This window comes from Mesorhizobium sp. URHB0026 (genome assembly GCF_054059755.1).
This window is the reverse complement of record NZ_JBSSCN010000001.1, coordinates 4,311,043-4,324,051: the sequence shown is the minus strand read 5'-3', so window position 1 is coordinate 4,324,051 and position 13,009 is coordinate 4,311,043. Positions and strand designations below refer to the sequence as shown.

Sequence of the window (13,009 nt, the reverse complement as noted above, 5' to 3'; positions counted from 1 at the left end):
ATGAAAATCGCCCTCTACATCGAAGACGGCTTGGAGCAGATCGTTCTCACACCGGAGAGCGACACCGAGACGGCAATTCTTGGAAAGCTGCATGATGGCAGCCGCGCCATGACGCTGGCAAAGGGATCGTTCTACGACTGCCAGGGCGGTTATGCGCGGTACACGCCTTACTGGCAGTCCGGCGCCTACGGCGGCAATACCGGCGGCGACAAGAGCACCATGATCGTGCTGCGCCCTGCTCCAGAGAAGGGGCCGGTCGAAGCAGAGATGGCACCTCACCTCGCTGATGGGAGTGACCCATGAGCTTCGGCAAAAGGTACACGGCCAAAAGCTTTCTGTCTGGCCGCCCAAAGTCGAAATTCACCGCGTCAGTTTACCCAAAAAAGAAGGAACGCTTGGATGCGCGAACCACGCTGCAACGTAGTCCTGACCTACAGAGCCGACGCGGGGCCGGTAGATGTCCACCATGACATCGAAGAACTCCGCGAACTGGAGGATATCGTAGAGCGCGGGCCGGATTGGCGGACGCTTGTCGACGCCGTGGTCACTCTGAACAGGCATCGGGAGCCATCGCTTACCGTTGAGCAAGCGGAGAAGCTTTGATGAACGCTCACTCCAAGCCAGTTCACATTGCCACGGATCAAGGAATTTTCATCCTCTCCGAAAGCGGCTTCTACGAACCCTACGAGCCTGACACTGAAACCCGCTATCCCGGCCTGATCATTATCAGCCTTTCCATAATAGCATGGGCTGCTGTCGGCGGGATTGGGTATGCGGTTTATCAGGTGTGGGGCTGATGATCGCGGCGCTCTATGTCGAGACCGGTGGCAGCTACTTCAACCTGGCCGGCGTCGATCCATGGGATGAGCCGCGCGACGCGCGAGCCTATGCTGGACCGTGGCCCGTGGTTGGACATCCGCCATGCCAACGCTGGGGCCGTTACTGGCACGGCGCGCCGAACAAGCCCCATCAGTACAAGCTAGGCGATGATGGCGGGTGCTTTGCCGCAGCTCTATCCGCTGTCCGTCTCTGGGGCGGCGTGTTGGAGCATCCTGAAGGTTCCCACGCATGGAAAGCGTTCCGCCTGAACGCTCCGCCTCGTAGCGGCGGATGGGTCGCGGCGGACTTCGAAGGCGGCTGGACCTGCTACGTCGAGCAAGGGCACTACGGCCACATGTCCCGCAAGGGTACCTGGCTTTACGCCCACGGCGTCGATCTGCCATCGCTGATCTGGGGACCGGGCGAACAGCGCATTCACCCCGTGGCGCTCGAACGGCATGGCTACGCCAAGGCTCGGCGCATCGGCATGATGGCGATGGTTGGCGGCAAGGACAAGACGCGCATTCGCAACGCCACGCCCGAGCCATTCCGCGACCTGCTTATAGGCATCGCACAATCGGCGCAGCAGGCGAGGGCGGCGGCAGCATGATCCGCATTTCCTTGCCGTTCCCTCCGTCTGTCAATAGCGCCTACGGCAACGGAGGCAATAAGCGCGGGCGCCACAAGATGCCAGCCTACAAGGCATGGGAGACGCTGGCGGGGGTTCGGATCAAGGACAGCCACCGAGTTGGCTTCAAGAACTACTCGCTTCGCATCTGCCTTCGCCGACCTGATCTGAAGCGATCGCGTGACCTGGGTAATTACGAAAAGTGCGTCTCGGATCTGCTCGTTGCTCATGGCGTGGTTGCCGACGACAGCGGATGCGAATTGCTGATGATGAATTGGGACGCCGGGATGGCTGACGAATGCGTCGTTATCATCCAGCAAGCAGAGGAGGCTTTGGCCGCATGAGACGCGCACGACCAACAACCAAAGCAGACGAGACAGACGAGTTCCGAGCGTTCTGGGCAATCTGGATGCCGCACATGCACAAGAACGACGGACGCGGGTCAGCTCGCGACGAGTTCTTCCGGCATGTCGAGGAGCGCGGTGCAGACCCACAGGACATCGTGGATGGCGCCGCATGGTTCATCCGCTCTGGAGGTCAGCAGGAGACCGGCTATGACGGCAAGCTGATCAAATGCCACGCAATGACATGGCTAAATCGCGGCGCCTATGAAGATGGCGCCGACAAGGAACGCCAGTACCAGGCGAAGCTTGCCGATCGCGCCACCAATGTCGTCCCCATCAAGCCCGTATCCACCTACAAGCCGAAGTTCCTCCGGGACTGGGAGCTGAAACAGCAGGAGAGTTGAGTATGTTTTTTGCATGCAGTGAGCGCACCATGCGCAATGCGCGGCCAAAGTTTACGGAATCCACGGTGATTGTCCGAACGGTCGCACAGATGAGGGCAGATAAGCGGATCGAGTCCGAACGCATTCGCCGCGAACAGGCAAGAGCATGGGTGGCAAGAATGGAAGAGCGTCACAGGTCCGAGATGGAACGGCAGGCTGCGGAAAACGCGGTGCCCTATTGCCCGCCTGAAGAGTTTCCAGTGCCGGAAAGGAAAATACCGGCGTTCGGGATCATCACCAACGTCGCCGCCGTTCATGGCATTCCAGTTGCCGCGATACTTAGCGGGCGTCGTGATCGGCAGGCCGTGGAAGCAAGGTTCGATGCCATCGTCGCGGTCAGGAATGAGCATCCGCATCTGTCGCTTACACAGTTGGGCAGAGTCTTCAAGCGAGATCACACCTCGATCCTTCACGCGCTTCAGGTGATGGCCAAGAAAGCCGGTGGAATTGCTGCTTAACGCTTTGATTATGAACGAAAATCGGCTATAGTTCAAGGGCCAACGCAGGGACAACAGAACATGGCCAGCAAATTCGAAGAGGTCGCCCATGCAATCTGCGAAGCCAACGACGATGATTGGTATCGCGAGGGACCGGGCGGTTTGATGTTCGGCTATGCGCCATTGGCAAGAGCCGCGTTACAGGCACTTCTGGAACCGTCGCCAGAAATGTGGATGGCTGGCTCTGAAGTTTCTGGCCTGAAATCCTCCGAAGCCAGCCGAGCGTTCAAAACCATGATCGAAGTGATTTTGGCGGAGGATGGTGCATGACGTGGTACGCCATCAGAACTGCCCCAGGTGCCCAGATGCCGCAACGCGAGTACGTTGTGGAACCGACACCGCTGGGTGCGGACGGGCGTCCCAGAGGCAAGGGCTATAGGATCGTCCCCAGCCTGGACCCTGACGTGTCAGCCATCGAGCGTTCGCTATCCAATGCCGGTTTCATCCACTACATGCCGGTTGAAAGGCGCCTTGTACGCGATCGGAAAAAGACAGACCTGTGGAAGCCCCGCCGCTTCGCCCTGCTTCTCGGCTATGTGTTCGTGCAGGACGTGGAACGTTGGGCAGACCTTGACGAAACGCCCGGTGTTGCCAGCGTCGTGCGGTCGATGGGTAAGCCCATGCCCATAAGGATCGATGATATCCTGCTGCTGCGCACGATGGAAGCCGAGGCGGACCAGCAATTCGAAAGACTGGTGGAAGAGAGAGCCGCCAAGGCGCGCCAGCTAACCCGCAAGCGCGCTGCCAAGGTGTTCCCTGCCGGAAGCCTTGTCGAGATCATGAAGGGGCACGGGGAGGGCCGCTATGCCACCACCATTGGCCCCGGCCGCAAGGGGCAACTCAGGGTATTCCTTGCCAGTTTGGAGGCCGAGGTCTCCGTGCCTATGGATGCCGTTCAATTGGTTGCGGATGCCGCTTGACTATTAACCGGACAGTGGTTAATTTCTCCCAAGGTGATTTGCGCGCGGCGGGGACACGTCCCGGTGCAATCAGCGGGAACCTCACACCCCGCGCCATAGCCTCATATTGCCAAAATTCACAGTTTGCCGGCCTCGTGCGTCGCCAAGAATGGCATCGCCTTCGGGTAAGCGCTGATCCATGGATCGCCGCCGGCAAAGCCCTACAGAAAGCCACCAATGGCTGAACCCCGCCAGATCACAGACATGGCAGAAGGCGTTGTCCTTGTCGAGCAATGCGCGGACTTCGCGGCAAAGCACGGCATAGACCACATGCTCGATGTCATAGCTGGCGTTCACCAGGCATATGCGCGTCTCTCAAACGATCCATCGATCAAAGCCGCATACGAGATTGCCGGCATAGATCTGGATGGCGTGGTCCCGCTTCAATGAACTGCAAATTCCTCCGATGGCTTTCCAAAAGGACAAAACCCATGCCCGTTGATTTCTCCGGCCTCTCGGCCAAGCTCGATACAATCGCCTCCCTCGTCCAGAGCGTCGCCGCCGAAGTCGATACCGGTGCTGCTGAACAGGTCGCGCAGCTCCAGGCTGATCTCGCTGCCGAAAAGGAAGCCCATGCAGCGGACAAAGCCGCGCTGGATCAGGCGAAGGCCGATCTCGCCGCCGCCCAGTCGGCTGAAGCAGACATGGAAGCCAAGGCTCAAGGCCCCATCGATGTGTTGACCGCACTGCTTCCCCCGATGGCTGCGTAAGGACAAACGCCGATGACAACTGTCGCTGGCACGATCTCAGGCACTGGCGCCACAGCCGCTATCGTTGGCCGCAAGATCAAGGTGAAGATGGACTTCTCTGGTACCGCCTCCGTCGATATCGAAGAGCAGATGCCCTCCGGCGCCTGGATCAAGCGCACCACTGCCATTACGGCAGACAACGTTTCCACGATCGACAACTTTTCCATGGCTGCCATTCGCCTGAATTGCACGGCATTCACGAACAGCGTCGAATACTCGATGGAAACGGGTATCGAGGGCTGATCTATGCCTAAAGTAGGTTTGGACAGGGCAAAGACGGGTCGGGCGAAGGGAACGCCGAACAAAACCACCGCTCTGCTCAAGGATGCCATCCTGCAAGCCGCAGAGGCTGCTGACAAGGGCGGGCTGGTTGGCTACCTCACTGTGCAGGCCAAAGAGAATCCAGGCCCGTTCATGGCGCTCCTTGGCAAGGTGCTGCCCACGCAGATTGCGGGCGACCCGGACAATCCGCTCAAACTAATTACGCGCATCGAACTGGTGGCACCGCGTGTCAACAGCGCAGATTGAGCTTCCTCCGAAGCTAATCCCGATCTTTGAAGGCGAGGCTGACGTTCGCGGTTCATATGGTGGGCGCGGTTCAGCCAAGACACGCACATTCGCCAAGATGACGGCGATCCGGGCCTATATGTGGAGTAAGGCTGGCAGGGAAGGCATTATCCTATGCGCTCGCCAGTTCATGAACTCGCTGGACGATTCCTCGCTTGAGGAGATCAAGGCGGCAATCCAGTCCGAACAATGGCTGGCTGACCAGTTCGAGATAGGCGAGAAATACATTCGCACCAAGGACGGGCGCGTTTCATACAAGTTCGCAGGCCTGGACCGGAACATCGCCAGCATCAAGTCGAAGGCGCGCATTCTCTTGTGCTGGGTGGATGAGGCTGAGCCTGTAACCGAAGAAGCCTGGCAAACGCTCATTCCGACGCTACGCGAGGAAGACAGCGAGCTCTGGGTCACATGGAACCCAAGGCGCAAGAACAGCGCAACTCACAAGCGCTTTCGCCTGACGAACGACATTCGCACCAAGATGGTGGAGATGAACTGGCGGGATAACCCGTGGTTCCCAGCCATTCTAGAGCGAGCTCGTACAAAGGACCAGACCGAGCGCCCCGACAGTTACGACCATATCTGGGAAGGTGGGTTCGTCACAGCGATCGAGGGCGCCTATTTCGCCGCTTCGCTCAACCTGGCCAAGCATGAAGGCAGGATAGGGCGCGTTGCTGCCGATCCGTTGATGTCGATCAAGGCTTTCTGGGATCTTGGCGGGCGCGGGATGAAGTCCGACGCCACTGCGATCTGGATCGCCCAGTTCATCGGCAAGGAAATCCGCATACTTGACTATTACGAGGCGCAAGGCCAACCGCTTGCAGCGCACGTCAGTTGGCTCAGAGAGCGCAAGTACGAGAAGGCCACATGTGTTCTCCCGCACGATGGCGCCCCAGTCAATCCCGTAGCTGATGCCAGCTGGCAGTCAGCATTGGAAGACGCCGGGTTCGACGTGGATGTTATCCCCAACCAGGGAGCCGGTGCTGCCAAGATGCGTATCGAGGCGGTCAGGCGCATTTTCCCGGCCATCTGGTTCAATGCCGAAACAACCGAGCCCGGCCGTGAGGCTTTGGGTTGGTATCACGAGAAGAAATCAGACGACGACCGCGATGTGGGCCTTGGGCCTGAGCATGACTGGTCGTCCCATGGTGCCGATGCATTTGGATTGATGTGCGTGGCTTACGAAGCCCCGGCCATCAAAGAGCGCCGGGATGCCTACGACTCGTCGCCCCGCAAGACTGGATGGATGGCTGCATGAACGACGATTACAGCACCGAAGCGAAAGCGGAGGGCGGGGACACAGACGCGCTTCTGCTCAAGCTGAAGGGCTGGTTCAAGCAGGACATCGTCCATGCCTCTTCATGGCGCAAGGAAGCCCGCGAGGACTATCGCTTCTACAATGGCGACCAGTGGGATGAGAACGACAAGATTCAGTTGCGCAATCAAATGCGGCCTGTCGTCACCTTCAACCGCGTTGCTCCCTTGGTCAATGCTGTCATTGGCTCGGAGATCAACAATCGCCGCGAGGTTCGCTATATCCCGCGTGAACAGGGTGACGCTCTTGCGAATGAAGTCCTGACGGCTGGCGCCGAGTGGTTTCGTGACGAATGCGGCGCTGAAGACGAGGAATCGACAGGCTTCAAGGATTGCACGATTGCCGGCATGGGCTGGACCGACACGCGCCTTGATTTCGAGGAGCAGCCGGATGGCGCCCCGAAAATCGAACGCATGGACCCTATGGAAATGGTCTGGGATTGCGGCTCGGTCAAGGAAAACCTTGCCGATGCCAACCGCATGTATCGCGTCAGGGAGATTTCCTATGATGCAGCCGTTGAACTGACCGGCGAGAAGGACAAGTCCAAGCTCCACGCCGCGTGGGCCAAGGGCATCAGCCAGGATGGCGAGGTCAAGGACCAGACCGAAGAGAACATGTACGGCGAGGCCGAAGGCTCCGACGACGAATCCAGCTACGAAGGCAAGAAATGCTGTGTGGTCGAAGCTCGTTGGTTCGAGCGCGAGACCTACTATCGCGGCATGGATCTAAACGACCCGTCGAAAATGCGGGAATACGCTGACGCTCAGGTCAAGCTGATCCAGAAGAATATTCCTGGCTTCAAGGTCGTCCGCCAGCAACGCAAGGTGCTTCGCCGTGCCTTCATTGGTGCAGAGATTCTTGGCTCCCCTGACAAGCCCATGGTGCCTCCGGGCTATTTCGGCTGGGAATGCATCACGGGCTTTCATGATGAGGGCAAGAACCAGTTTTACGGCATTGTGAGGGCCGCCAAAGACCCCCAGCGCTGGGCCAACAAGTTCCTAAGCCAAGTCATGTTCCTGATGAACAGCCAGTCAAAAGGCGGCATCATGGCGGAAAAGGGCGCTTTTGAAAGCGAGCGCCAGGCTGAGGAAAGCTGGGCCAAGACCGACGCCATTACATGGATGAAGAAGGGCGCGCTGTCGGGGAACAGCCCGCTTGTGCTGCCAAAACCCGCCGCGCAGTTTCCGCAGGGCTTCTTTGCCCTTTACGAGACATCACAGGAATCGATTTCACAGGTCACAGGGCTATCGCCTGAGTTCATTGGGACGCGTGAGGTCGATCAGGCCGGCGTGCTGGAATATCAGCGCAGGCAGTCGTCCCTGAGCCTTTTGGCGCCGCTGTTCAACTCGCTGCGCCGGTATCGCAAGCGTCAGGGCCGCGTAATGCTGTTCCTGATCCAGAACCATCTGGCCGATGGGCGCCTGGTTCGCATCGTTGGCGACGACATGAAGCAATACGTGCCGCTGACCAAGGAAGCGGTGGCGAGTGCCGAGTATGACATCATCGTTGATGACAGCCCGTCGAGCCCGAACGAGAAGGATCGTACCTGGCAGATTCTCATGCAGTTGATGCCAATGATCAAGGACATGATCACGCCTGACGTTGCCGTTGAATTGCTGGCCATCAGCCCGCTCCCCGCATCGTTGGTGGAGAAGCTGAAGCAGAAGGCACAGCAAGCCGCTCAGCAGCCAAAGCCGCCGACGCCTGAAGAGCAGAAGATGCAGCTTGAGCAGCAAAAAGGCCAGATCGCTATCGCCGGCAAGCAGGTGGATGTGCAGGCCAAGCAGCAGGGCGCACAGATCGACACTCAGTCCAAGGTGGCTGATTTGATGATGCAGCAGCAGAAGAACCAGATGGATCTGGAACTGGCGCATGAGAAGAACGCCATCGCCATGCAGCAATTGGCCATCAAGCAGCGCGCGAACGAGATCGCCGCACAGAACGCAAATACCAGGCGCTCAAACGCCTGACTATTAGCCTCGTTCAGAGGCTTTCGCCCGCCCGCGCGACAGTCGGGCTTCGCTGGCTACGATACAGCCAAAACAGGTGAACAATGGACCCGACCGAACTTGACGCCGGCCTTGAGCCGGATGCTTTGACTGCTGAAGAGTCCGCCATCCTCGAAAGCGGCGGCGAACGGGACATCCCCGAACCTGCCCCGATTACTGAAAAGGCGCCGGACAAGGAAGCGCAAGCCGCCGTCGAAGGCGTCAAGCAGAAGATGGTCCCGCATGAGACCTTCCATGCAGAGCGCGAGGAACACAAGAAGACCAAGGCTGAGCTTTCGGAGCTTCGCGAGTTCCGTGCCGCCATGGACGAGCGCATGCGCTGGTTCGAGGCGGCCCAACAGCAGCCACCGAAGGACGAAACGCCGCCAGATCCCAATGTCGATGTCTTTGCCGCCCTGAAATGGACGCAGGACAAGCTTCTTGAACAGCAGACAGCCGCCAACGAGACCAAGCAGCGGCAGGAACAGCAAACCCAGGAACAGCAACGCGAAGCCCAGGTCTGGAATTATTGGCAGCAGGACGCCGCCACCTACACCAAGGAAAACCCTGATTTCGGCAACGCCGCCAAGTGGCTGTCCGACTATCGCGACAAGCAGCTGACCGCGCTCTCCAATGTTGATTCCAGGTTCACCACGCCGCAAGCCCGCAACGCCCAGATCGAGACCGAACTGAAGGGCATCATCATTGCCGCCGCACAGCAGCGGAAGTCTCCGGCCCAACTGGTTTACGAACTGGCCAAGGGCTACGGCTACGCTGCCAAGGCTCCGGAGCCGGAAGGTGGGCTAAATGCCGGCCCCGAAGGTCTCAATGCCAGGATCGACCAGCTCGACAAGGCACAATCAGCCAATCGCACGGTTGGCGCTGCTCCTGGGAATGCCGGCGGCGACGAAATGACGGCAGAGGCACTTGCCAACATGCCGGAGCAGGAATTCGCGGTTTGGATGGCCAAGCCTGAGAACGCCGCGAAGTTCAAGAAGATGATGGCCTGATATCCATCAGCCCACAGACGAGGCTATTACAACGTCTTTCGGCGGCCGGCACGATAGCCCGGCACGATCAGCGGCGCGACAGCCCGCTTTCGCCCAGCCTCGCAGCGATATCGCGAGCACCAAACCCGCAAATCCCCCCACATAAGGAACTTTCTCCATGAGCGTGACCTCTTATGGCGTCAACGACGCCTTGGCGGTGAAGCTGTGGTCGAAGAAGCTCGCGGTTGAGGTGTCAAAGGCTACTGCCATTGCGCCACTGATCGGGACTTCCACTGACAGCATCATCCAGCTGAAATCCGAAACCCAGAAGGGCAAGGGCGACAAAGTCACCTTTGGCCTGCGCCGCCAGCTTATCGGCGACGGTGTTACCGAAGGCCAGACGCTTGAGGGCAATGAAGAAGCCCTCTCGACCTACTCGGACTCGATCCTGATCAACGAGCTTGATCACGCTGTCCGCGTCAAGAACGAAGGCACAATCGACGTGCAGCGCGTTCCGTTCTCCCTGCGCGACGAGGCCGTTTCCGGTCTTGCCGACTGGTATGGCGATCGCCTCTCGATGATGTTCTTCATCCAGGCAGGTGGCTTCACGGCGCCGACCCTTCAGTTCGAGGGCAACTCCGTCACCCTGAAAGCCGTCCATTGGGGCCACAACACCCCGGTCGCTCCGAGCTCCACGCGCATCATCCGCGCTGGCGCCCAGGCATCCGACCAGGCCCTGATCTCCACCAACGTCTTCGATCTGACCCTGATCGACAAGGCGGTTGAAGCGGCCAAGGTCGCCAACCCGCGCATTCGTCCGATCAAGATCGACGGCACCAACCACTATGTGATGTACCTGCATCCCTACCAGGTGACTGATCTCCGGATCAACACCTCGACGGGCCAGTGGCTGGACATCCAGAAGGCCGCCGGCCGGCGCTCGAACGACAACCCGATCTTCTCGGGCGCGCTCGGCGTCTACAACAACGTGATCCTGCGCGAAGCGGAGCATGTTGTGACCGGTGTCAACGGCTCGACCTCGGCTGAGATCACCACGGTTCGCCGTGCTGTTCTGCTGGGCGCGCAAGCCTGTGTCGTCGGCTTCGGCATGAACAAGGGTCCGACCCGGTACACCACCGTGGAAAAGACCTTCGACTATGACCGCGAACTCGGCTTGGCGGCCAAGACCATCCTGGGCATGAAAAAGACGATCTTCAATTCCGTCGATTTCGGCACCGTGGTCGTGGCCACCTACGCCGCAGCGCATAGCTAAGGAGGGCCAGAACCATGGCTACCAACACCGCTGCTACTACGGCCCGCCGCTCCCAGAACCAGCTTGTCCATTACGCACGCAAGCGCGTTCTGGGCGCTGGCGGCAACGCCACCTACAACATCGTCACGCTGCCCGCTGGTGCGAACATCCTTCGCATCAACACCATGGCCAGCACGGTGATGTCGGGTGGTACTCCGACCGTCAGCTTTGGCACGGCGGCCTCGCCTGCGGCTTTCTTCGCCGCAGCGGGCGCTCCGCTGACCACGGCTGGCCGCAACGCGGTCGCGCTGATCGCAACCGGTACGCTGAATATGTCAGCCGATACCGTCATCGTTGGTGTTGTCGCGGGTACGCCCACGGCCGGCACTGTCGATTTCGAGATCGAATACACCGTCGATAACGACAACTGAGGCATGTGAGGGGGGCTTCGGCTCCCCTCCTTTCCCATAAGGAGAAAATCACATGGCTTCAGGTACCGACACTTCCGCCCAGAACATGGCGGCGACTTTCGAGTCGCTCGGCGCGTTCAGGGACACACGCACCACGCCGATCTTCACGCAGGCGGCGGGCAGCACGCTAAACGCCACCGGCACCTTGACGGCGGCAATGATCCTGAGCGGCATTGTCACCTCCACGACCGCTGCGGCTGTCACCGCTACGCTCGATACCGGCGCCCTGCTCGAAGCAGCCTTCATTGCGCTCTATCCCGCTCTTCAGGTGAACGACTACTTCGAGTTCTCGGTCATCGCTACTGGCGCAAACGGTTTCACCATCGCCACGGCGACCGGTTGGACCGATGGCGGCAATGCGTTCGTTGCTGTTGCAACCGGCACATCTGCCCGCTTCGGTGTTCGTCGCACCGCTGCCTCAACCTACACGATTTTCAAGATCGCATGACCGACTGGTCTGAAATCTCGTTTGAAGATCCAAAGAAGGCGGACGTGGTGAAAGCTGCGCCCGCCCTCAAAGGCGTCTGCCCGAAGTGCGGCAAGCACATCGGCAAGGGCGTCGGCTTCCATCTTCGTGCCTGCAAGGAAGCAAAATGACCATTGTTCAGAAGCTCATTGATCTAGGCTTTATCGGCACGACCGATCTCGGTTCCAAGAACGGCAAGACCCTGGTTCGTGTCTGGACCGACAAGGGATGGGCTTATGAGCGCTTCCAAACCGCAGACGAGGCCATTGCATGGGCTCAGGATAAGGCGCCGGGCGATGGCGCCTAAGCATGTGTTCGGCTCTATGTCGCCACAAGGCCGCCCGACTGACCTGATGGGGCTGGCTCGCCAGCAATATCCGAGAATTTTCGATAATCTCAACATGGGCTTTGTGAATTCGCCAACGGCCAACAGTGATGGCAACATGCTGGAATCTTGGCCGGCAGGAGAACCGGGGGCGCCCGACTATCCCCGCCCATCGCAACTGCCTCTCGACCAGTTTGGAGTGCAGGTTTTCGACCAGAACACCACGCCGCGCGATTTGGCCGCTGATGTCGTCTCGCACCAGTTGGTGAAGACTGACCCGGCCTTTAGCGGCGATTATCAGGCATTCGCCAAGACATTCGATACGCCGCAGGGCCAAGATCGGCTGAGGCAGGACTACAGCTACTCTCGCCAGAACGAGGGCGAGCGCCGGCCTATGAACGAGTGGGCCAGTACGGACCGCATCCCGGCTTACATGCGCGCCTATGTCTTTTCGCAGTGGCCGAACGCTGAAAAAGCCTTCTCGCCCGAACAGCTTGCAATCCTCGATCGCATCAAGGCAACCGTCAACCAGCCGCGCGGGAAGGCGAAGTAATGACAACACTTGCCGACCTCACCAGCGCCATTGCTGACGATATCGATGACACCACCAACGAATACGGCGCAGGCATCCTGAAGGCCGTACAGGCGGCGCAGCGCTATTGCGAGCGCACGACCTACTATTTCAACGAAACGCGAGACGTGACCTTTGTGACCGTCAACGGGCAGCAATGGTATACATCAGCCGCAAATGCCAACATCCCGACGCTGATCCGCATTGAAGCGGTCTATTCCGAAGACAGCAACGGCCAGCGCCTCAAGCTCGAACGCTCGACCCCGAAGGAACTGGAACTGCTGGCCGACAACAATGCAGCGACTGGCCAACCCTTCTGGTGGACGTATTTCAACCAGCAAATCCGCCTCTACCCCGTCCCTGGCGCGCAGGTCTACACGATCAGGCTTCAGTTGGGCCTCTATCGTCTGGCACCGCTGGTGAGTTCCGCCGACACCAATGCATGGCTGACGGAAGCCTTCGACCTCATCAAGGCGCGGGCGAAATATATCCTGTGCAAGGATACGCTAAAAGACCCCGGCCCGGCCGCTGAAGCGCTCAACGACTGGCGCGACCAGGACGAGGCTTTGGCGGCTGAAACGGCGTCCAGGGCAGGGAGGGGCAAGATCCAGCCCACTTCGTTCTAATGCT

General features: G+C 59.3%; 23 protein-coding genes. 22 read left to right on the top strand and 1 reads right to left on the bottom strand.

Features of this window, described 5'->3' with window-relative positions:
* The 9 genes from ACVWWD_RS21195 to ACVWWD_RS21155 all read left to right on the top strand — a co-directional run bounded on the left by ACVWWD_RS21195 (nt 1) and on the right by ACVWWD_RS21155 (nt 3,651).
* Nucleotides 1–303, top strand: coding sequence for a hypothetical protein (locus ACVWWD_RS21195; protein WP_457103348.1), 303 nt, complete (start codon nt 1–3; stop codon nt 301–303).
* A gap of 96 nt (nt 304–399) precedes the next feature.
* Nucleotides 400–603: a hypothetical protein gene (locus tag ACVWWD_RS21190; RefSeq protein WP_457103347.1), complete on the top strand. Its 204-nt coding sequence runs from the start codon at nt 400–402 to the stop codon at nt 601–603.
* A complete protein-coding gene (locus tag ACVWWD_RS21185) occupies nt 603–797 on the top strand; it encodes a hypothetical protein (RefSeq protein ID WP_457103346.1) in 195 nt (64 codons plus the stop codon). The genes ACVWWD_RS21190 and ACVWWD_RS21185 overlap by 1 nt, the downstream gene beginning before the upstream one ends.
* Nucleotides 797–1,429 (top strand): hypothetical protein, encoded by a 633-nt coding sequence (locus ACVWWD_RS21180; RefSeq protein WP_457103345.1) that lies wholly within the window; start codon nt 797–799, stop codon nt 1,427–1,429. The genes ACVWWD_RS21185 and ACVWWD_RS21180 overlap by 1 nt, the downstream gene beginning before the upstream one ends.
* Nucleotides 1,426–1,791, top strand: a complete 366-nt coding sequence (locus ACVWWD_RS21175) for a RusA family crossover junction endodeoxyribonuclease (RefSeq protein WP_457103344.1) — start codon at nt 1,426–1,428, stop codon at nt 1,789–1,791. The genes ACVWWD_RS21180 and ACVWWD_RS21175 overlap by 4 nt, the downstream gene beginning before the upstream one ends.
* A gap of 74 nt (nt 1,792–1,865) precedes the next feature.
* On the top strand, nt 1,866–2,195 hold the full coding sequence (locus ACVWWD_RS21170; protein WP_457103343.1) for a hypothetical protein: 330 nt from the start codon (nt 1,866–1,868) through the stop codon (nt 2,193–2,195).
* Between the two features lie 2 nt (nt 2,196–2,197).
* Nucleotides 2,198–2,692: a helix-turn-helix domain-containing protein gene (locus ACVWWD_RS21165; RefSeq protein WP_457103342.1), complete on the top strand. Its 495-nt coding sequence runs from the start codon at nt 2,198–2,200 to the stop codon at nt 2,690–2,692.
* A 60-nt stretch (nt 2,693–2,752) separates the two neighbouring features.
* Nucleotides 2,753–3,001 carry a hypothetical protein gene (locus ACVWWD_RS21160; RefSeq protein ID WP_457103341.1) on the top strand — a complete coding sequence of 83 codons (249 nt, stop codon included), beginning with the start codon at nt 2,753–2,755 and terminating at the stop codon, nt 2,999–3,001.
* Between the two features lie 134 nt (nt 3,002–3,135).
* Entirely contained in the window at nt 3,136–3,651 is a 516-nt protein-coding gene (locus ACVWWD_RS21155) for a transcription termination/antitermination NusG family protein (protein ID WP_457103340.1), read from the top strand.
* An 81-nt stretch (nt 3,652–3,732) separates the two neighbouring features.
* Here the strand turns inward: ACVWWD_RS21155 and ACVWWD_RS21150 are convergent, their stop codons facing one another.
* Nucleotides 3,733–3,987, bottom strand: a complete 255-nt coding sequence (locus ACVWWD_RS21150) for a hypothetical protein (protein WP_457103339.1) — start codon at nt 3,985–3,987, stop codon at nt 3,733–3,735.
* Nucleotides 3,988–4,121: 134 nt separating this feature from the next.
* On the opposite strand from ACVWWD_RS21150, the gene ACVWWD_RS21145 reads away from it, so the two are divergent.
* The 13 genes from ACVWWD_RS21145 to ACVWWD_RS21085 all read left to right on the top strand — a co-directional run bounded on the left by ACVWWD_RS21145 (nt 4,122) and on the right by ACVWWD_RS21085 (nt 13,005).
* Complete coding sequence (locus ACVWWD_RS21145) at nt 4,122–4,400, top strand: hypothetical protein (RefSeq protein WP_457103338.1); 279 nt, start codon at nt 4,122–4,124, stop codon at nt 4,398–4,400.
* 12 nt (nt 4,401–4,412) lie between these two features.
* Nucleotides 4,413–4,682 (top strand): hypothetical protein, encoded by a 270-nt coding sequence (locus ACVWWD_RS21140; RefSeq protein WP_457103337.1) that lies wholly within the window; start codon nt 4,413–4,415, stop codon nt 4,680–4,682.
* A gap of 3 nt (nt 4,683–4,685) precedes the next feature.
* Complete coding sequence (locus ACVWWD_RS21135; RefSeq protein WP_457103336.1) at nt 4,686–4,967, top strand: hypothetical protein; 282 nt, start codon at nt 4,686–4,688, stop codon at nt 4,965–4,967.
* Nucleotides 4,948–6,261 (top strand): PBSX family phage terminase large subunit, encoded by a 1,314-nt coding sequence (locus tag ACVWWD_RS21130; RefSeq protein WP_457103335.1) that lies wholly within the window; start codon nt 4,948–4,950, stop codon nt 6,259–6,261. The genes ACVWWD_RS21135 and ACVWWD_RS21130 overlap by 20 nt, the downstream gene beginning before the upstream one ends.
* Nucleotides 6,246–8,288: a portal protein gene (locus ACVWWD_RS21125; protein WP_457103334.1), complete on the top strand. Its 2,043-nt coding sequence runs from the start codon at nt 6,246–6,248 to the stop codon at nt 8,286–8,288. The genes ACVWWD_RS21130 and ACVWWD_RS21125 overlap by 16 nt, the downstream gene beginning before the upstream one ends.
* A gap of 83 nt (nt 8,289–8,371) precedes the next feature.
* Nucleotides 8,372–9,316, top strand: coding sequence for a hypothetical protein (locus ACVWWD_RS21120; RefSeq protein ID WP_457103333.1), 945 nt, complete (start codon nt 8,372–8,374; stop codon nt 9,314–9,316).
* Nucleotides 9,317–9,473: 157 nt separating this feature from the next.
* Entirely contained in the window at nt 9,474–10,568 is a 1,095-nt protein-coding gene (locus ACVWWD_RS21115; RefSeq protein WP_457103332.1) for a N4-gp56 family major capsid protein, read from the top strand.
* Between the two features lie 14 nt (nt 10,569–10,582).
* Nucleotides 10,583–10,978: a hypothetical protein gene (locus tag ACVWWD_RS21110; RefSeq protein WP_457103331.1), complete on the top strand. Its 396-nt coding sequence runs from the start codon at nt 10,583–10,585 to the stop codon at nt 10,976–10,978.
* 52 nt (nt 10,979–11,030) lie between these two features.
* Nucleotides 11,031–11,465, top strand: coding sequence for a hypothetical protein (locus ACVWWD_RS21105; RefSeq protein WP_457103330.1), 435 nt, complete (start codon nt 11,031–11,033; stop codon nt 11,463–11,465).
* On the top strand, nt 11,462–11,614 hold the full coding sequence (locus ACVWWD_RS21100) for a hypothetical protein (protein WP_457103329.1): 153 nt from the start codon (nt 11,462–11,464) through the stop codon (nt 11,612–11,614). Before ACVWWD_RS21105 ends, ACVWWD_RS21100 begins: the two co-directional genes overlap by 4 nt.
* Nucleotides 11,611–11,790, top strand: coding sequence for a hypothetical protein (locus ACVWWD_RS21095; protein ID WP_457103328.1), 180 nt, complete (start codon nt 11,611–11,613; stop codon nt 11,788–11,790). Before ACVWWD_RS21100 ends, ACVWWD_RS21095 begins: the two co-directional genes overlap by 4 nt.
* Entirely contained in the window at nt 11,780–12,361 is a 582-nt protein-coding gene (locus ACVWWD_RS21090; RefSeq protein WP_457103327.1) for a hypothetical protein, read from the top strand. The genes ACVWWD_RS21095 and ACVWWD_RS21090 overlap by 11 nt, the downstream gene beginning before the upstream one ends.
* Nucleotides 12,361–13,005: a phage adaptor protein gene (locus ACVWWD_RS21085; protein WP_457103326.1), complete on the top strand. Its 645-nt coding sequence runs from the start codon at nt 12,361–12,363 to the stop codon at nt 13,003–13,005. Before ACVWWD_RS21090 ends, ACVWWD_RS21085 begins: the two co-directional genes overlap by 1 nt.
* Nucleotides 13,006–13,009 lie beyond the last annotated feature (4 nt).